Origin of the sequence: Nocardia sp. NPDC051463 (assembly GCF_040681975.1) — a bacterium.
Lineage (GTDB): Bacteria > Actinomycetota > Actinomycetes > Mycobacteriales > Mycobacteriaceae > Nocardia.
Map to the genome: position 1 here is coordinate 1 of NZ_JBFBAB010000045.1, position 17,547 is coordinate 17,547.

The following is a 17,547-nucleotide window of genomic DNA, read 5'->3' on the forward strand; positions in this document are numbered from 1 at the left end:
GCAAAACGCTCGACTGGGATACCCCAGCCGAGCGCCTGCGTGATCTACTCACCGCCTAACACCAGGCAGTGTTGCGACGACCCCTTGAAACCGCCAGGACGGCGGGCCGATTCGGGGTGCGGAATCCTGGGTCAGGCAGGAGTTTCCGCGAGGAGAGTGCCGATGGCGCGCAGGTGGTCGGTGGCCGCGCCGAGGGCGAATTCGTTGTGCTTGGCGGCGGTGAAGTAGTTGTGCACGATGTGGTCGCGGTCGATGCCGACGCCGCCGTGCACATGCACGACGGTGTGAGCCACGCGGTGACCCGCATCCGCGGCCCAGAACTTCGCGGTGTGCACTGCCTCGGCGCTCGGCAGATTCTCTGACAACTGCCAGGTGGCCTGGGTGACGGCCAGACGCAGGCCCTGCACGTCGATGTAGCCGTCGGCAAGGCGCTGGGCGACAGCCTGGAAGCTGCCGACCGCCTTGCCGAATTGTTCACGCTCGCGGGCATAGTCGGCGACGAGCTCCAGCGCGCGCTCGACGGTGCCCAACTGCTGGGAGCTCAGGCCGAGCCAAGCCCTGGTCAACAGCCAGTCCAGGATCTGCGCACCGTTGTCGAGATCACCGACCAATTCGGCAGGGGTATCGGTGAATTCGAGCGAGTACTCCGCGCTCAGGTCGGTCACCTGCTGGGCGGTCACCTGAATCGAGGCTTCCGACGGGTCGACCAGGAACACCGCGGCCCGGCCGGAAGCCGTGGCAGGGACCAGGATTCTCGCCGCTTGGGCGGCGAAGGGCACCGCCAGTTTGGCGCCGGTCACCCGCCAGCCGCCGTCGGCTTCGGTTGCGGTAGCTGTCGGCTTGGTCGGCTCCCAGTTCTGCTCTTCGGCGAGTGCGGTCGTGAGAATCACGCTGCCCGCACCGGCCCGGGTGGCCCAATCGCGTTGCGCCTCGGTACCGAACGCGGCAAGCGCGCCCGCGCCGAGCACAATCGACCACAGGTACGGCACCGCGGCCACGTACTTGCCGAGCTCACGCAGGATGGCGCTCTGCTCGAGCGGACCGAAGTCGTTGCCGCCGACGGCCTCCGGCAGCGCCGCCGCGAGCACGCCGGTCTCGGCCAGCGAGGCCCACAGCGGTTCGTCGAAACGCACGGCGGTCTTGTCGAGTTCGCGCAGCCGGTCGGCGGTGACCAGCTTGCCGCACACCTCGCCGGTCAGCCGGGCGAGATCGAGCTGGGCCTCGGTCGGGGTGAAATCCATGGCGATCTACCTACTTTCGTACAGTCGCGCGTCAGCGCGCCGAGGCCGGCTGCTTAAGGGCGGTCATGGCGATGATGTCGCGCTGGACCTCATTGGTGCCGCCACCGAAGGTGAGGATCAGCGCGGCCCGGTGCATCCGTTCCAGTCGCCCGCGCAGCACCGAGCCGGGGGAGTCCTGTCGCAGATAGGCCTGCGGGCCGAGGATCTCCATCAGCAGGCGGTAGGCCTCGGTGGCCAGTTCGGTGCCGTACACCTTGCAGGTGGAGGCGTCCCACGGACGTGGCGCGGCGTCGCCGCCCGCATCGGCGCGGCTGGCGATCTCCCAATTCATCAGCTTCAGATACTCGACTTTGGCGTGCACCCTCGCGAGGTTGAGCTGTACCCACTCCTTGTCGATCACGCGCTGGCCGTCGGCCGATGTGGTGGTACGCGCCCACTCCACGGTCTGGCTGAGTGCGAGGCCGAGCGGTCCTGCCGAGGTGAGTGCCACCCGCTCGTGGTTGAGCTGGTTGGTGATCAGCGCCCAGCCGCCGTTCTCCTGGCCGACCAGCGAGCTCGCGGGGACGCGAACGTCCTGGTAATACGTGGCGCTGGTATCCGGTCCGGCCATGGTGTGCACGGGTGTCCAGGAGAAGCCCTCGGCTGTGGTCGGCACGATGAGCATGCTGATGCCCTTGTGCTTCTTGGCGGTCGGGTCGGTGCGCACAGCGAGCCAGATGTAATCGGCATAGGCGATCAGGCTGGTCCACATCTTCTGACCGTTGATCACATAGTCGTCGCCGTCGCGCACCGCGGAGGTGCGCAGGCTGGCCAGGTCGGTGCCCGCGCCCGGCTCGGAGTAGCCGATAGCGAAGTGCAGTTCGCCCGCCGCGATCTTGGGCAGGAAGAACTTCTTCTGCTCCTCGCTGCCGTAGTGCATGATCGTCGGCGCGACCGAGTTGATGGTCAGGAACGGCACCGGTGCACCCGCGATGGCCGCCTCGTCGGTGAAGATCAGCTGGTCCATCGTCGGTCGGTCCTGGCCGCCGAACTCCTTCGGCCAGGCCAGGGTCAGCCAGCCGTCGCGGCCCATTTCCTGCACGACCTCGCGGTACACGTTGCCCTGCCCGTACTCGCCGGTCTGCGAGCTCAGCGCCGCACGGCGCTCCGGGGTGATCAGCCGCGCGAAGTAGTCGCGCAGCTCCGCGCGGAGCTCTTCCTGCTGCGGCGTGTACGCAATGCGCATGGCAAATACCTCATGCCTTCGTTCGATTGGGTTCAACCGATCATTGCATATGAACTGAAACATGTTCCAGTATTGAGGGTGAATCCGGTCGATGGCGGCCCACGCCGTCACTTCGGGTTGTTAGGCTTCGATCAGAGTCTTGTCAAAGGAGTTGTCATGAAGGTCAGTGTCGATCTGGACCAGTGCGAGGCGAACGGAATCTGTGTCGGAATCGCCCCCGACGTCTTCGAACTCGATGACGAGGATGTACTGCACATCGTGGCGGCCGAGGTTCCCGCAGATCGGCTCGCCGATGTGGAAGACGCGGTCGCGCAGTGCCCGAAGGCTGCGCTGCGATTGGAGTGACCCGATCCTTGCTCTAGATAGGAACACGTTCTAGAGTCGGCCCGTGAGTGAGCGCAGCGAGCGAACCAAGAACACAGGGCGCGCATCGCGCACGGCGGAGCCGAGCGTTAGCGAGGTGCAGTCGTGAGCGATGAAGAAGTGATGGGCAACACAGACCTCGCGGGCCGGGTGGCGATCGTGACCGGGTCCGGCGCGGGGCTGGGTCGGGCCGAGGCGCTCGCGCTGGCCGCCGCGGGTGCGTCGGTGGTGGTCAACGACCTGTCGGAGTCGGATGCGGTCGCCGACACTCTCGCCGAGATCAGGGCGCTCGGCGCCAAGGCGGAGTTCGTCGCGGGCAGCATTGCCGAGCGCTCGACGGCCGATGCCCTCATTCGCACCGCGGACGAGGCCTTCGGCGGCGTCGACATCGTGGTCAACAATGCGGGCATCACCCGCGACCGCATGCTGTTCAACATGTCCGACGAGGACTTCGACGCGGTGATCGCGGTGCATCTGCGCGGCCATTTCCTGCTGTCGCGCAATGCGGGGGCCTATTGGCGCGCCAAGTCCAAGCAGGCGGGTGCGCCGATCTACGGCAGGCTCGTCAACACGTCGTCCGAGGCGGGACTGCTCGGGCCGGAGGGGCAGGCCAACTACGGTGCCGCGAAGGCGGGCATCACCGCGCTGACGCTGTCGGCCGCGCGCGGCCTTTCCCGGTTCGGTGTGCGCGCCAATGCCATCTGCCCGCGGGCGCGGACCGCGATGACCGAGGCCGTGTTCAGCGCGGCGCCCGAGGGGGGCGTCGATCCGCTCGCGCCGGAACATGTGGCCAGACTGGTCGCCTACCTCGCCTCGCCCGCCGCCGACGCGGTCAATGGGCAGGTCTTCGTGGTGTACGGGCCGATGGTCGCGCTGATGGCGGCGCCGACGGTCGAGCAGCGGTTCGACGCGGCGGGTGACCAATGGTCAGCGCACGATTTGGCCGCCACGCTCGGCGGGTACTTCGCCGATCGGCCGGATAGTCGTACATTTTCCGCATCGTCATTACTCGATCTCGGCTGATTCGCTCGCTGATGGCGGGTGCCATCGGTCGACATGCTGATCATGTGACCAACTGTTGATCACCGGTCCGGCGCTTGGTAGACATGGGAGTCAAAGGGTGTGCCACGGCTCACAAGGCTCAGGTCATGCACTTCTGACACACGTTTCAAATTGAAATCCTCAGGTCTCAGATAAGTGCAGTTCAAAGTTGGCGAAAAGCTTCCTACGACAAAATGAACATGTTCTAATCGTTGAGGCAACGACGCCTCGAGGGGGCATCACGCTGTGAGCTGTACAAGCAGGATGAGCAAGGAGGATCGCGAATGAACGAGGTCCTCGCTGTGCCGTTGCGTGCGGTGGGCGGATTTTTCGAACTTGTCGCCGACGTCGCCCGCGCAAGCATTCGACGCCCTTTCCAAGGGCGCGAATTCATTGATCAGGCCTGGTTCATTGCCCGCGTCTCGATCGTTCCGACGTTGCTCGTCGCGATCCCGTTCACGGTGCTGGTCAGCTTTACGCTGAACATCCTGCTTCGCGAAATCGGCGCCGCCGACCTCAGCGGCGCCGGTGCGGCATTCGGCGCGGTCACTCAGGTCGGACCGATCGTGACCGTGCTCATCGTGGCAGGCGCAGGCGCCACCGCGATCTGCGCCGACCTCGGCGCCCGAACGATCCGCGAAGAGATCGACGCGATGCGCGTGCTCGGCATCGACCCGGTCCAACGGCTGGTGGTGCCGCGCGTGCTGGCATCGACCTTCGTCGCACTGATGCTCAACAGCCTGGTCTGCACCATCGGCATCGTCGGTGGCTTTCTGTTCTCGGTGCTGCTGCAGGACGTGAACCCCGGCGCTTTCGTCAACGGCATCACCTTGCTCACCCATCTGCCCGAATTGATCATCTCCGAGGTGAAGGCCGGCTTGTTCGGACTGATCGCCGGGCTGGTGGCGTGTTATCTGGGCCTGAACGTCAAAGGTGGTCCCAAGAGTGTCGGTGATGCGGTGAATCAGACCGTTGTCTTTGCCTTTATGGCCCTGTTCGTGGTGAATGTCGTGGTCACCGCCGTCGGCATCAAGTTCTCGGCGCGGTGATCACATGGCCTTCGTGATCGAATCCCGGTTCCCGCGCATGGTGCGGCGAGTGCGTCGATTTTCCGGCTCGCTCGATTCGATGGGCAAGCATGCGGTCTTCTATGCGCAGACGCTGGGATCCATCCCGCGTGCGCTGGTGCACTACCGGACCGAAACAATCCGATTGATCGCCGAGATCAGCATGGGCACAGGTGCTTTGGCTGTTATCGGCGGCACTGTTGTCATCGTCGGATTTCTTACCCTGTTCACCGGCGGCACCATTGCCGTTCAGGGTTACAGCTCGCTGGGCAATATCGGCGTCGAAGCACTGACCGGGTTCTTCGCGGCGTTCATCAACGTGCGCATTGCGGCGCCGGTGATTTCGGGCATCGGCCTCGCCGCAACCATCGGTGCGGGCTCGACCGCGCAGTTGGGTGCGATGCGGGTGGCCGAGGAAATCGATGCACTGGAATCGATGGCGATCCGGCCGGTGCCCTACCTGGTCGGCACCAGAGTGCTGGCCGGGATGATCGCGATCGTGCCGCTGTACGCGCTGGCGGTCATCTGTTCGTTCATCGCGAGCCGGTTCGCGACGGTGGTCATCTACGGGCAGTCCGCGGGCGTGTACGACCACTACTTCTCGACGTTCCTGATTCCCAGCGACATCCTCTGGTCGTTCGCACAGGCGATCTTCATGGCCTTGTCGGTCATGATGATTCACACCTACTACGGCTATCACGCCGCGGGCGGGCCGGTCGGTGTGGGAATCGCGGTAGGCAATGCGGTGCGGGCCTCGTTGGTCGCGGTGGTCACGGTGACACTGCTGATCTCGCTGGCCATCTACGGCACCTCCGGCAACTTCCATCTCTCCGGGTAAGCGGTATGGCGCAATCGAAGCAAGCAGAACGCGGCCTGGCAGCAGCCATGCGCGGTGGGCTCGGCCTGAAACTGGCGGGCGCCGCGATGGTGCTCACCCTGGTCGCCATTGCCGCTGTCGCAATGATCATGTTCGTCGGTGGCTTCACCAAGACGGTCACCGTCACGGTCGACGCACCGCGCAGCGGCCTCGTCCTCGACCCCGATGCCAAGGTGAAGGTGCGTGGGGTGGAGATCGGCCGCGTTTCGGCGATCCACCAGATCGGGGACGGCGCACAGCTGAAGCTCGCGCTGGATCCCGAACTGCTGAAACTGGTTCCGTCGAACGCCGGCGTCGACATCCGTTCCACCACCGTATTCGGCGCGAAGTACATCAACTTCACAGTGCCGCAGCAGCCTTCGTCGACATCGCTGCGGCCCGGCGCAACCGTGACCGCCGCCGCGGTGACCGTCGAGTTCAACACCTTGTTCCAGCATCTGTCGGACCTGCTCGGCAAGATCGAGCCGGAGAAACTGAACGCGACGATGACCGCGCTCGGCACCGCGCTCCAGGGGCGTGGTCAGAAGCTGGGTGAGCTGCTCGCACGCAGCGACGCGTACCTGAAGGACATCAACCCGTATCTGCCCACTCTGCAACAGGACTTGATCAAGACGGCCGATGTCACCGAGCTCTACGCCGACACCGTTCCCGACCTCCTGCGCACCGTCAACAACCTCATCACGACCAGCAATACCTTCGTCGACGAGCAGAGCAGCCTGGACAACGTGCTGGTGAACCTCATCGGCCTGGCCGACACTACCGGCTCGGTGTTACGGGAGAACGAGAATCAGCTCGCCACCGCGCTGGATCTGCTGCGGCCGACGTCCAGTCTGCTGTGGGAGTACGCGCCCGCGCTCGGCTGCGTCATCAATGGCATCGGGCCGCTGATGCCGACCGCCGAGGCCATGTTCGGCGGCATCAAGCCCGGCATCGGGATGAACACCAACTTCATGTTCGGCGCCAAGCCCTATACCTATCCGGATGATCTGCCGAAGGTGAACGCTACCGGCGGTCCGCACTGCGAAGGCGTCGTGAACCGAGTACCTGGCAGTCACGCCAACTATGTCGTCACCGATACCAGCCAGGGCACGGTGTACCAGCCGAACACAGGATCGCCGCGATTGAACGAAGCGCCCAAGGTGTTCCAGCTGTTGTTCGCCGGGCTGCCGGGGGTGGCCAAGCCGTGAAAAACACTGGAACAGCAGTCAAATTGGCCATCTTCACCCTGGTGATGACGCTGGTCTTCGCCGGGCTCGTGGTGGTTTTCAGCCAGATCCGTTTCGCGAGGGAATACGGGTACCACGCGGTGTTCACCAGCTCGTCGGGGATGCTGCCCGGCTCGAAGGTGCGCATCGCCGGGGTGCCGGTCGGCTCGGTCACCTCGATCAAGGTGGGCAAGGACCATCTGGCGCACGTCGAATTCGATGTCGACCGCAAGTACCGGTTGCTCGCGAGCACCCGCGCGACGATCAAGTACGAGAACTTGGTCGGTGACCGGTATATGGAACTGCTCGAAGGGCCCGGCTCGACGCAGGTGCTCCCCGACGGCGGCACCATCGGCAAGGAGCGGACCGCGCCCGCACTGGACCTGGACATGCTGCTCGGTGGCTTCAAGCCGCTGATCCGTGGCCTCGATCCCGGGCAGGTCAACGATCTGACCAACGCGCTGCTGCAGATCTTCCAAGGCCAGGGCGGCACGCTCGTGCAGCTGCTGAACAGCGGCGGTTCGTTCGCCAAGACTCTCGCCGATCGTGACGAATTGATCGGCAGTGTGATCAACAATCTGAACACGGTGTTGCAGACCATCGACCAGCGCGGTGACCAGTTCGCCACCACCCTCGACGAATTGCAGCGCCTGGTCAGTGGTTTGGCTGCCCAGCGCGACCCGATCGGTGACGCACTACCCCGAATCGCCGGAGCCACGCGCGATCTCACCGATCTGCTCGGTCAGGCGCGCCCGGACCTGCGCGCCACCATCGAGCAGACCGGACGGCTCGCCACCAATCTCGACGGTGGCTCCGACACCGTGCAGTGGGTGCTCGAACGCCTGCCTGCCACCTACAAGCAGCTGATCCGCATCGGCGCCTACGGCTCGTTCCTGCAGCTCTACATCTGCGGCACGAACATGCTCGTGGATGGCCCCAACGGCCAGGTGATCGAGATCAACCTGCCCGGGGAGCAGACGACCGGAAGGTGTGCGCCGAACAAATGAACGAGAAGCGATCACCAGCCATCACCATCGGCGTCGTCGGCATCGTCGTCGCGATCGCGGTGGCACTGTCGGCATTGCAATTCGACCGGCTGCCGTTCATCCGCGGTGGCGCCACCTTCACGGCGTACTTCGCCGACGCGGGTGGTTTGGTGCCCGGCGATCCGGTGCAGGTCGCCGGAGTGCGCTCGGGTCGGGTGGAGAATGTCCGTCTGGATGGGGCCAAGGTGCTGGTCCGGTTCACCCTCGACGAGTCGATCGTGTTGGGACAGAAGACCTCTGCGGCGGTCAAGACGAACACCGTGCTCGGCCGCAAGTCGCTCGAGGTGACACCGGAAGGTTCCGGAGCGTTGCGTACCGACGACACGATTCCGTTGGAACGCACCACCTCCCCGTATTCGCTCAACGACGTGCTCGGCGATCTCGGTCGCACGGTGCAGGGGCTGGATATGGATCAGGTCGACAAGACCCTCGACGCACTGTCGGAGGCATTCGCCGACACCCCCGCACCGCTGCGTTCGGCCTTGGACGGCGTGACCGCGTTGTCGCGCAGCATCAATGCTCGAGATCAGGCGCTGTCGGAGCTGCTGGCCCGTGCGCAGAACGTCACGAAGATCCTCGCCGACCGGAGCAACCAGATCAATGCGCTGCTCCTGGATGGTAATGACCTGCTCGGTGAGCTGGATCGGCGTCGCGGCGCGATCGCGCAGCTGATCGTGTACGTGAACGGTGTGGCCAAGCAGCTGTCCGGACTAGTGGCCGATAACGAGGCGCAGCTGAAACCCGCACTGGACAAGTTGAATTCGGTGCTCGCGCTGCTTCAGCGCAACAAGCAGAACATCAGCGAGGCGCTCGACGGACTCGGACCGTACTCGGCGGCGCTCGGTGAACAGGTCGGCAATGGTCCCTGGTTCAACGCCTACGTGGTGAACGCGTCGAGCACTGAACTGCAGCCGCTCGTCGATGCCCTGGTATGGCCGCAGCATCTCCCGGACGACCTGCGCAATATCTTCACGAACCCGGGACCGTCGATCGGGCCCGCAGTCCAGGAGCCGCCGCGATGAGCATGCTGACCACTGTTCGGAAGCTGCCGCGCTGGGTGCTGGTTGTCGCGGGGGTGCTGGTCGCCGCCCTGGTGTCGGCCGGTGTGTACAGCGGTATCACCCGGATCGGGACGACCACGGTCACCGCGTACTTCCCCTCCACGACGGGTTTGTACGCGGGCGACGATGTACGGGTACTCGGCGTCAAGGTCGGCCGCATCGATGCGATCGAGCCCGGCCGTGACCGGGTGAAGGTGCGGGTGCGGATCGATCGTGGGATCGATATCCCCGCCGACGCACGCGCGGTGATCATTTCGCCGTCGTTGGTGTCGGCCAGGTTCATACAGCTCGCACCCGCCTACACCGGTGGACCGAAGCTCCGCGACGGCGCAGAGATCGGGCTCGATCGCACCGCGGTACCCGTCGAGTGGGACGACATCAAGGCCGAGCTATCCAAGCTGGCAACGACTCTCGGACCGGTGGGTAACGATACGCAGGGTTCGTTCGGGCGCTTCGTCAACACCGCGGCCGACAATTTGGACGGCAACGGTCAGCGGCTGCGCGACACGTTGCGTGAGCTGTCGGCGACCTTGAGCACGCTGTCCGACGGCCGCACCGACCTCTTCGGCACCATCCGGAATCTACAGAAGTTCGTCGAGGTGCTGTCGTCGAGCAACGAACAGATCGTGCAATTCGGCGGCAGGCTCGCCTCGGTGTCCTCGGTACTGGCCGGCGTCTCCGCGGATCTCGGCGCCGGACTGGACAATCTGGACACGGCCCTCGCGGACGTGAAGCGATTCCTGGAGGGCAGTGGCGCCGAACTCACCGAGGGCGTGCAGCGGCTGGCCGACGTCACCCAGACACTGGTGGACAAACAGCCGGAATTGGAACGGGTGCTGCACTCGGGACCGACGGCGCTGGTGAACTTCTATCAGATCTACAAGCCCGCGACCGGCACGGTCACCGGCGCCGTGGCACTGAACAACCCGGCGGATCCGCTCAGCTTCCTGTGCGGATCGGTCCGGGCGCTGGAGGCCAACGATTCTGCCCGCTCCGCCGATCTGTGTGCCCAGTACCTCGCACCCGTGATCAGCTCGCTGGCCATGAACTACGCGCCGATACTGCTGAATCCGGCCTCCAGTGTGACCGCGTTCCCGAACCAGCTGGTGTACAGCCCACCGAGCTTGGCGGCGCGGGCACCAACGACGGCACCTCAGCAGGCGCCGGTAACGGTGCCGAGTGGGATAGAGGGACTGGCTATTCCGGGAGGAGGGCGATGATGCGACCGCGTTCGATGCGCAGGATGGGTGCCCTCGCTATTGGCATCGCGGTGACGCTCGGCGTCTCCGGCTGCGAGTGGGACGGCCTGAATTCGCTGCCGCTGCCCGGCACCCAGGGGACCGAGAAGGGCTCCTACGAGGTGCGGATCCAGATGCCGAATGTCACCACGCTGACCAGGAATTCACCGGTTCGCGTCGATGACGTGACGGTCGGGACGGTGACCGAGATCGAGGTGGAGGGCTGGCATGCGCTGGTCACCGTTTCGCTCGATCCCGAAGTGAAGCTCCCGGCCAATGCGGTCGCGAAGATCGGTCAGACCAGCTTGCTCGGCAGCAATCATCTCGAGTTGGCCCCGCCGACCGATGTCACGCCGCAGGGGCAACTGCGCGCCGGAGATCTCATTCCGCTGGACCGCGCCGGGATCTACCCGACCACGGAGCAGGTGCTTTCATCGCTGTCGGTGGTGCTCAACGGCGGCGGCATTGCGCAGTTGGAGACGATCACCCGCGAGCTCAACTCCGCGTTGCACGGTCGCGAGAACGACATCCGTGATCTGTTGCCCCAGCTGGCCGAGCTCACCACCAATCTCGACGCGCAGCGCAACGACATCATCAGGGCCATGAGCGGATTGGATCGCTTCGGCGACCAACTCGTCCAGCAGCGCGAGGTGCTGGCCACCGGCATCGAGCAGATCCATCCCGCGCTCACCGTGCTCGCCGATCGCACGGCGAACATCACCCATGCGATCACTGCGCTAGGCGAACTGAGCGACGTCACCCAACGGATCGTCGCCGCGAGCGGTGAGAACCTGAAGTCGAATCTGCGCAGCCTCGCGCCGGTCGTGCAAACGCTGGCCGATACCGGCAACAACCTCATCGAGGCGCTCAAGATCTTGCCCACGTTCCCGTTCCCGATGAAGAACCTCAACAATGCGATCAAGGGTGACTACCTCAACCTGTACATCACCATGGATCTGACCGCGAAACGGCTGGACACCAACTGGCTCACCGGAACACCGCTCGGCGGCCGGTTCGGCGGCGTCGAAGGTGTGCTCGGCGGGTTCGCGCCCAGTACGGCCACCCAGAACGGGAACCCTGCTACCGGGCCGCTGCAAACGCCGCCCACCCAGAGCCAACCCACACCGACGATCCCCGGCCTGCCACCGATACCGGGGCTGCCCGCCATTCCAGGACTGACCGTGCCATTGCCGGGAGCCACTGCGCCACAAGGGGGGCCGGGACGATGACGCTCACTCGATTCGTCCGCATCCAGCTGTCGATCTTCGCCGTGCTCACGGTGATCGGCCTGGTGGTGATGGGCGGTATGTACGTCCAGTTGCCCGCGATGTTCGGCATCGGACGTTACGAGGTAATCGTTCAACTCGATGCGACCGGCGGCCTCTACCAGACGGCGAACGTTGCCTATCGCGGCACGAATGTCGGTGTGGTCAAAGAAGTTCGGCTCACCCAGGACGGTGTCGAGGCGAAACTGTCCATCGACAGCGACTACAAGGTTCCGGCCGATGTGAATGCCTGGATCCGCAGCGTTTCCGCGATCGGCGAGCAGTACGTCGATCTGGTGCCCGTCGAGCAGCCAAGGGGCGGAAATCTGGTCGATGGCTCAGTGATTCCGGTGGAGCGCACCAAGCTGCCGCAGGATGTGGGATCGCTGCTCGACCAGACCGACCGGCTGCTGTCCAGCGTCGCCGACACCCGGTTGCGGCAAGTCATCGACGAGGCGTTCCGGGCCTTCAACGGTGCGGGCCCCGATCTGCAGCGGTTCATCGATTCGGCGGCCCTGCTGGTGCAGGAGGCACAGAACAGCGCGGAACCGACCAAGAAGCTGCTGGATCAGATCGGCCCGTTGTTGGACACCCAGACACAGTCCGATGCGGCGATCCGTTCGTGGACACGTGATTTGGCGACGGTAACCGACCAGCTGCGCGGGCACGACCCCGCGCTGCGCAATGTGCTGCGCAACGGTCCCGCCGCGATGCAGCGGGTCAGCGCGCAGTTCAACGATCTGCGACCCACGCTGCCTATCGTGCTGCGGAATCTGGTCAGCGTCGGACAGGTCGCTGTCACGTATCACGCTGGGCTGGAACAACTCCTGGTGGTTCTCCCACCGCTGATCGCGGCACTGGAGACCATCATTCGAGGACCGATGGAATACGGCGTGTTGGTCGACTTCATGGCCGTTATCAACGATCCGCCCGCGTGTACCACCGGCTTCTTGCCGCCGAATCAGCGGCGCTCACCCAGTGAGCTCGACTCCATCGACACCCCGCCCGGCCTGTACTGCAAGGTGCCGCAGGATTCACCCATCGAGGTGCGCGGCATCCGCAACACCCCGTGCATGGAGGTACCGGGTGTGCGCGCTCCGACTCCGGAGCTGTGCCGCACCGGGTACGTGCCCGAAGGCGACAACCCGCCGTTCGGTCCGCCGCGGCCGGTGGCTCCCGCAAGCGCGCCGGGCGCGTCCGAGGCGGTGCCGGTCGCACCCGCGAGCTACGGTGGCGGCACGCCGGCGGCCGCCAGAACCTACGACCCCGGTACCGGCGTGTACATCGGTACGGACGGACGCACCTACCGGCAAGGCGACGTCGGGCCTGGCGGATCGGGCACGGTACCGTCGAGCTGGCAGGCAATGCTTGAGGAGCAGCAACGATGAGTGAGATCAACGAAGATACTCACCGCGCGCGGCGACGCGCGGTGCGTTCGGCGGGGCCTCCTGTCGAGGAGACCGGGTCGGGCGAGTCCGCGGCTGCCGCAGGCTCGATGTCCGCGGTCGCGAAGGGCTTCTCGGCTCGCGCCGTGGCGCGCGGTGCCGCGGCCGAACCCGAGGACACCGCGACTGCCGGTGCCGCCTCGGCCGCCACGACGGTGCCCGGCGCCGAGCCGAGGCCTGCCGAGGACAGCCCGGTCGACCTCGGCAAATCATGGGCGGAGACCGCACAAGATGCCGACGAGCCCGCCGACTCCGGGCCGGACGCGGAAGTGAACGCAGGCGGGGGACGCACCCGCATCCTGGCGGCGGCCGCCTGCGCACTGCTGGCCGTGGCCGCGGTGATCGGCGCGGGTTGGTCGGTCATGGCGATGAAGTCGATCGACGACCGCGATGCCCGCCGCACCGAGTACACCCAGACCGCCAGGCAGGCGATCCTCAACCTCACCACCATCAGGGCCGATACCGCCAAGGAGGACATCGATCGGATCCTTTCGGTCGCCTCCGGACAGTTCAAAACCGAATTCGACGGTCGGGTCGACCCGTTCCTCAACATCGTCAAGGAGGCCAAGGTCGTCTCCAACGGCGAGATCGTGGAGGCCGCGGTCGAGAGCGACGACGAGAGCTCGGCAAAGATCCTCGTCGCCGCCAAACAGACACTGACCAACGCGGGTCAGGCCGAGCCGCAGACGCGGTTCTACCGGTTCCGGGTCACCGTGACCCGCAACGGTTCCGGGCTGTCCGCGTCCAACGTGGAGTTCGTCGGATGAGTGGATTACGAGGCAAGATCCTGTTGCTCGTCACGGCCGTGATCGTGGTGGTCGCGGGAATCGTTGCCGGTATCAACGGATATCGATACTGGGATGATCGGCGGTCGGAGCAGTCACGCACCGAAGCGGTCGACGCGGCCGACCGCACGGTGTCGGCGATGTTCACCTACGACTACAAGACCGTGGACACCGAGCTGCCGAAGGCGGCCGATCAGCTCTCGGCGAGCTTCCGCGACGACTACCTGAAATTGATCAAGCAGGCGATCGCGCCGGGCGCCAAGGAAAAGCAGCTCAGCGTCAAGGCGACCACCGAGGCGCGTGGCGTGGTTTCGGCCGACAGCGCGCGTGCGGTTGTCCTGATCTTCCTCAACCAGGTCACCACCAGTCAGGAATCGCCGCAGGGCACCTCCACCGGCAGCCGGGTCCGGGTCACCCTGGACAAAGACGACGACCACTGGCTGGTTTCGCAGGTCACGCCGATCTGAGCCGGTGCACCACCCTGCTGTCGGTGCACCGGCGGCAGTTCACGATGCCATGAGCAGAGCGCGGTCGGCCGCGGTCGGAAACAGCGCGCCGTAGACCCGCATCAGTGCGGCGAAACGTGGATACAGCGCGATGGGTCTCGTGCGGATTGCCCGCACCAGCCATTCCGCCGCGGCCTCCGGGGCGAGGGTCGGAACACCGCGGTAGTCCTCGGTGCCATCGATCATGGGCGTCTGCACCAGCGGAAACTGGACCGTTGTCGCGGCAATGCCCCGGCTGCTCAGCTCCGCACCGAGGCTGCGACCGAAGGCGGTCAGCGCGGTTTTGGAGCCACCGTAGGCGACGTACCTCGGCATGCTGCCCATGTGCGCGCCCGCGGTACCGACATTGATGATGTGGCCGGTGCCGCGCTCGAGCGTGGCGGGCAGCAGTTGCATGGTCAGCGATCAGACATCGTTGATCCGTTGGTGCGCAGTGCCTTTCGTGCGGCCGAGCGGACCGATCTCGACGTGCATCGATGGTGCTGCGACGGTGCGGCAAAATTCCCTTCGTTCGGCGCCGTCGCTGTGTCAGCGGAGGGCGCCGGTCCCGTGTTCCCTATGTACCTAGAGCATGTTCTACCGCCAATGCCCTCAGAGTGATTGGCGTCAGCGGCAGGATTTACTTGCGTATATGTGGAGTCTGGTGACGTTGCGCAAGAGTTTGCTTGCTCAAATTATTACAGGTTTCCTCTACACGACCAGCAGCTGTCATTCGCTCGCCGGGTGGTTGTGCGGGTGTTGTCGACCTCGACTCGAGCTGTGACGTGGCCTGGGTGGAAAACCTGTGTCGCTCGCCCCACCCTGTAGTCGAAATCCCTTGTCGGTCAAAGACTGTCCGACGCGTCCGCTCTTCGCGACGATCGCGGAAGATACACGGTGAAAGTGGTGCCCGATCCCGGCACGCTGTCTGCGGTAACCGTTCCGCCGTGCGCGGCTACCAGGGCTTGGACTATCGATAGTCCGAGGCCGGTGCCACCGCTGGCCCGGGTCCGGGAGCTGTCGGTGCGGTAGAAGCGTTCGAAGATGCGCTCGGCCTCGTCGGCCGGTAGGCCGGGGCCGGTGTCGGCGACTTCGAGCAGGATCTCGTCGAGCTCGGGCGCCAGGCGCACCTTTACCGAGGCGTCCGGCGGGGTGTGGGTGAGTGCGTTGTTCAGCAGATTGGCCAGTACCTGGCGCAGCCGCTCTTCGTCGCCGTTCACCTCCAATGTGCCTTCACCGGAGGATATTTCCAGTTCGATGCAACGATGCGGGCCATCCGAGCCGTTAGCGGCCGCCATCGCTCGGGCGTTGTGTACGGCATCGCTCGCGACAGCGAGCAGATCGACGGGACCCTGCTCCAGCGGGCGCTGGGCGTCGAGTCGGGCCAGCATCAGTAGGTCCTCGACCAGCAGGCCCATGCGTTGGGCTTCACGTTCGATCCGGTCCATGAACAGGGCAGGGTCGGTGGTGGCACCCTGGCGGTAGAGCTCGGCGAAGCCGCGGATCGTGGTCAGCGGCGTGCGCAGTTCGTGGCTCGCATCGGCGACGAAGCGGCGCATCTTCGCCTCGGAGCGGCGTGCCGCGGACTCCGACGCCTCGGTCGCCGCGAAGGCACTCTGGATTTGGGCGAGCATGCCGTTGAGCGATTGTGACAGTCGATCGACCTCGGTATTGGTGCCGCGCACCGGAACTCGGCGTGTCAGATCCCCCGCGGCGATCGCGGCGGCGGTCTTCTCGACCCCGCGCAGCGGCCGTAGACTGCGCCGGATTACGAAGTAGGCGGCTACCGCGAGCGCGGCGAGGACTGCCGCGCCGACGATCAGTTGGAGCATGATCAGGCGGCGGACGGTCTCGATGTTCTGGGTGAGCGGCACCGCCACCGTCGTGGTGGCGTCGGGTGTTCGCACGGTAATGGCCCGCCACTGAACCGCCGCGCCGTTCTTGGAGCCGACCGTGGTGGGCTTGGTGATGGCGATAACCCCCGGCGGGGGATCACGGTCGGTCCGCCACGGCGGCGGATCCGGCAGCGCAGGTTTGGCGTCCACATTGAACGAGGGGTTCTCGAGCGGAATGCCGTTACCCGCGGTCGGTTCGGACCGGATGTAGAACACGGTCGGCAAATGCGGTGGGCCGGGTGGTACGGGCCGTGGTGGCCGCATCCACGCCACCGAGGCGTCCCGCAATTGCTGATCGGTGCGGCGCATCAGCGAATCTTCCAATGCCGAGGTGACCACCATTCCGGAAGCCAGCAGACCCAACCCGGCCAGTACAACGAGGGCGAGCACCAATGTCACCCGTAGTGGGATCGCCGACCATCTCCGTGCGAGCCTGCTGCGGACTTTCCGAATGCGCGCGTTCGTCACTTCTCGGCCTGTCGCGCGCGACTAGGCGCGCGCATCACATAGCCGACGCCCCGCAGCGTGTGGATCAGACGCTCGTTTCCGGTATCGACCTTCTTGCGCAGATAGGACACATAGGTCTCCACCACACCGACCTCACCCCCGAAGTCGTAGCGCCACACGTGATCCAGAATGCGCGGCTTGCTCAGCACGGTGCCCGCATTCACCATGAAGTAGCGCAGCAAGGTGAATTCGGTGGGGGACAACGGCACTGGCTCGCCCGCCTTCCACACCTCATGGGTGTCGTCGTCGAGTTCGATGTCCTCGAACCGAATGCGCGAACTCTCCCGCACCGGCGCATGGTGACCGGACCTGTGCAGCACCACCCGCAGCCGCGCGACAACCTCCTCGAGGCTGAATGGCTTGGTGATGTAATCGTCCGCGCCGAGAGTGAGTCCGGCGACCTTGTCCTGCACTTCGTCACGTGCGGTGAGAAACAGCACGGGCGCGCCGATGCCGTCGGCGCGCAGCCTGCGCAGCAGCCCGAAGCCATCCATGCCGGGCATCATCACATCGACGATCAAGGCCTGTGGGCGGAAGCTGCGCGCCTTGTCCAGCGCCTGCGCGCCGTCAACCGCGGTATCGACCTCGAAACCCTGGTAACGCAGACTCACCGACAGCAGTTCCACGATCATCGGCTCGTCGTCCACCACAAGGACCCGAGCCTCGGGTGAACTCTCCGCGGGCGCGCTCATTGTCTTATCGTCCGACACCTGTCTGGGAACTCGCTGGACCTTTTCTGGGTGATTCCTGTGTGTATCCGACAAGGTCGCGACAATCTCTGTCGACGCACCAACTGGGCGC

The 17,547-nt window shown here is 65.2% G+C and carries 17 protein-coding genes; 12 read left to right on the forward strand and 5 right to left on the reverse strand.

Annotation, left to right across the window (positions count from 1 at the left end; genetic code table 11):
- Positions 1-131 precede the first annotated feature (131 nt).
- Together AB0M74_RS33515 and AB0M74_RS33520 are read right to left on the reverse strand one after the other, a co-directional pair.
- A complete protein-coding gene (locus AB0M74_RS33515; protein ID WP_366530326.1) occupies positions 132-1,241 on the reverse strand; it encodes an acyl-CoA dehydrogenase family protein in 1,110 nt (369 codons plus the stop codon).
- Positions 1,242-1,272: 31 nt separating this feature from the next.
- Positions 1,273-2,466 carry an acyl-CoA dehydrogenase family protein gene (locus AB0M74_RS33520; protein ID WP_366530327.1) on the reverse strand — a complete coding sequence of 398 codons (1,194 nt, stop codon included), beginning with the start codon at positions 2,464-2,466 and terminating at the stop codon, positions 1,273-1,275.
- Between the two features lie 156 nt (positions 2,467-2,622).
- On the opposite strand from AB0M74_RS33520, the gene AB0M74_RS33525 reads away from it, so the two are divergent.
- The 12 genes from AB0M74_RS33525 (at position 2,623) to AB0M74_RS33580 (ending at position 14,326) form a co-directional block, all read left to right on the forward strand.
- Positions 2,623-2,811: a ferredoxin gene (locus tag AB0M74_RS33525; RefSeq protein ID WP_328408708.1), complete on the forward strand. Its 189-nt coding sequence runs from the start codon at positions 2,623-2,625 to the stop codon at positions 2,809-2,811.
- Positions 2,812-2,952: 141 nt separating this feature from the next.
- On the forward strand, positions 2,953-3,852 hold the full coding sequence (locus AB0M74_RS33530; protein ID WP_366530357.1) for a 3-oxoacyl-ACP reductase: 900 nt from the start codon (positions 2,953-2,955) through the stop codon (positions 3,850-3,852).
- 302 nt (positions 3,853-4,154) lie between these two features.
- Positions 4,155-4,919 carry an ABC transporter permease gene (locus AB0M74_RS33535; protein WP_366530328.1) on the forward strand — a complete coding sequence of 255 codons (765 nt, stop codon included), beginning with the start codon at positions 4,155-4,157 and terminating at the stop codon, positions 4,917-4,919.
- Positions 4,920-4,923: 4 nt separating this feature from the next.
- Positions 4,924-5,775, forward strand: coding sequence for an ABC transporter permease (locus AB0M74_RS33540; protein ID WP_366530329.1), 852 nt, complete (start codon positions 4,924-4,926; stop codon positions 5,773-5,775).
- Between the two features lie 47 nt (positions 5,776-5,822).
- Positions 5,823-7,001, forward strand: a complete 1,179-nt coding sequence (locus AB0M74_RS33545) for an MCE family protein (protein ID WP_366530358.1) — start codon at positions 5,823-5,825, stop codon at positions 6,999-7,001.
- On the forward strand, positions 6,998-8,026 hold the full coding sequence (locus AB0M74_RS33550) for an MCE family protein (RefSeq protein ID WP_366530330.1): 1,029 nt from the start codon (positions 6,998-7,000) through the stop codon (positions 8,024-8,026). The genes AB0M74_RS33545 and AB0M74_RS33550 overlap by 4 nt, the downstream gene beginning before the upstream one ends.
- Complete coding sequence (locus tag AB0M74_RS33555) at positions 8,023-9,087, forward strand: MCE family protein (protein ID WP_366530331.1); 1,065 nt, start codon at positions 8,023-8,025, stop codon at positions 9,085-9,087. The genes AB0M74_RS33550 and AB0M74_RS33555 overlap by 4 nt, the downstream gene beginning before the upstream one ends.
- Complete coding sequence (locus AB0M74_RS33560) at positions 9,084-10,346, forward strand: MCE family protein (RefSeq protein WP_366530332.1); 1,263 nt, start codon at positions 9,084-9,086, stop codon at positions 10,344-10,346. Before AB0M74_RS33555 ends, AB0M74_RS33560 begins: the two co-directional genes overlap by 4 nt.
- Positions 10,346-11,593: an MCE family protein gene (locus tag AB0M74_RS33565; RefSeq protein ID WP_366530359.1), complete on the forward strand. Its 1,248-nt coding sequence runs from the start codon at positions 10,346-10,348 to the stop codon at positions 11,591-11,593. Before AB0M74_RS33560 ends, AB0M74_RS33565 begins: the two co-directional genes overlap by 1 nt.
- Positions 11,590-13,017, forward strand: coding sequence for an MlaD family protein (locus AB0M74_RS33570; RefSeq protein WP_366530333.1), 1,428 nt, complete (start codon positions 11,590-11,592; stop codon positions 13,015-13,017). The genes AB0M74_RS33565 and AB0M74_RS33570 overlap by 4 nt, the downstream gene beginning before the upstream one ends.
- Entirely contained in the window at positions 13,014-13,841 is an 828-nt protein-coding gene (locus AB0M74_RS33575) for a hypothetical protein (RefSeq protein WP_366530334.1), read from the forward strand. Before AB0M74_RS33570 ends, AB0M74_RS33575 begins: the two co-directional genes overlap by 4 nt.
- Positions 13,838-14,326: a h domain protein gene (locus AB0M74_RS33580; RefSeq protein WP_366530335.1), complete on the forward strand. Its 489-nt coding sequence runs from the start codon at positions 13,838-13,840 to the stop codon at positions 14,324-14,326. Before AB0M74_RS33575 ends, AB0M74_RS33580 begins: the two co-directional genes overlap by 4 nt.
- 39 nt (positions 14,327-14,365) lie before the next feature.
- On the opposite strand, the gene AB0M74_RS33585 is transcribed toward AB0M74_RS33580, so the two are convergent.
- The 3 genes from AB0M74_RS33585 to AB0M74_RS33595 all read right to left on the reverse strand — a co-directional run bounded on the left by AB0M74_RS33585 (position 14,366) and on the right by AB0M74_RS33595 (position 17,438).
- A complete protein-coding gene (locus AB0M74_RS33585; RefSeq protein ID WP_366530336.1) occupies positions 14,366-14,761 on the reverse strand; it encodes an SDR family NAD(P)-dependent oxidoreductase in 396 nt (131 codons plus the stop codon).
- Positions 14,762-15,189: 428 nt separating this feature from the next.
- Complete coding sequence (locus AB0M74_RS33590) at positions 15,190-16,707, reverse strand: HAMP domain-containing sensor histidine kinase (RefSeq protein WP_366530337.1); 1,518 nt, start codon at positions 16,705-16,707, stop codon at positions 15,190-15,192.
- Positions 16,704-17,438 carry a response regulator transcription factor gene (locus tag AB0M74_RS33595; protein WP_366530338.1) on the reverse strand — a complete coding sequence of 245 codons (735 nt, stop codon included), beginning with the start codon at positions 17,436-17,438 and terminating at the stop codon, positions 16,704-16,706. Before AB0M74_RS33595 ends, AB0M74_RS33590 begins: the two co-directional genes overlap by 4 nt.
- Positions 17,439-17,547 lie beyond the last annotated feature (109 nt).

Bases quoted from the DNA above. Each gene is read 5' to 3' on its own strand.
- AB0M74_RS33555 (WP_366530331.1), top strand. From the start codon at position 8,023: ATGAACGAGAAGCGATCACCAGCCATCACCATCGGCGTCGTCGGCATC.
- AB0M74_RS33525 (WP_328408708.1), top strand. From the start codon at position 2,623: ATGAAGGTCAGTGTCGATCTGGACCAGTGCGAGGCGAACGGAATCTGT.
- AB0M74_RS33575 (WP_366530334.1), top strand. From the start codon at position 13,014: ATGAGTGAGATCAACGAAGATACTCACCGCGCGCGGCGACGCGCGGTG.
- AB0M74_RS33540 (WP_366530329.1), top strand. From the start codon at position 4,924: ATGGCCTTCGTGATCGAATCCCGGTTCCCGCGCATGGTGCGGCGAGTG.
- AB0M74_RS33570 (WP_366530333.1), top strand. From the start codon at position 11,590: ATGACGCTCACTCGATTCGTCCGCATCCAGCTGTCGATCTTCGCCGTG.
- AB0M74_RS33515 (WP_366530326.1), bottom strand. From the start codon at position 1,241: ATGGATTTCACCCCGACCGAGGCCCAGCTCGATCTCGCCCGGCTGACC.
- AB0M74_RS33520 (WP_366530327.1), bottom strand. From the start codon at position 2,466: ATGCGCATTGCGTACACGCCGCAGCAGGAAGAGCTCCGCGCGGAGCTG.
- AB0M74_RS33585 (WP_366530336.1), bottom strand. From the start codon at position 14,761: ATGCAACTGCTGCCCGCCACGCTCGAGCGCGGCACCGGCCACATCATC.
- AB0M74_RS33535 (WP_366530328.1), top strand. From the start codon at position 4,155: ATGAACGAGGTCCTCGCTGTGCCGTTGCGTGCGGTGGGCGGATTTTTC.
- AB0M74_RS33580 (WP_366530335.1), top strand. From the start codon at position 13,838: ATGAGTGGATTACGAGGCAAGATCCTGTTGCTCGTCACGGCCGTGATC.
- AB0M74_RS33565 (WP_366530359.1), top strand. From the start codon at position 10,346: ATGCGACCGCGTTCGATGCGCAGGATGGGTGCCCTCGCTATTGGCATC.
- AB0M74_RS33560 (WP_366530332.1), top strand. From the start codon at position 9,084: ATGAGCATGCTGACCACTGTTCGGAAGCTGCCGCGCTGGGTGCTGGTT.
- AB0M74_RS33545 (WP_366530358.1), top strand. From the start codon at position 5,823: ATGCGCGGTGGGCTCGGCCTGAAACTGGCGGGCGCCGCGATGGTGCTC.
- AB0M74_RS33530 (WP_366530357.1), top strand. From the start codon at position 2,953: ATGGGCAACACAGACCTCGCGGGCCGGGTGGCGATCGTGACCGGGTCC.
- AB0M74_RS33595 (WP_366530338.1), bottom strand. From the start codon at position 17,438: ATGAGCGCGCCCGCGGAGAGTTCACCCGAGGCTCGGGTCCTTGTGGTG.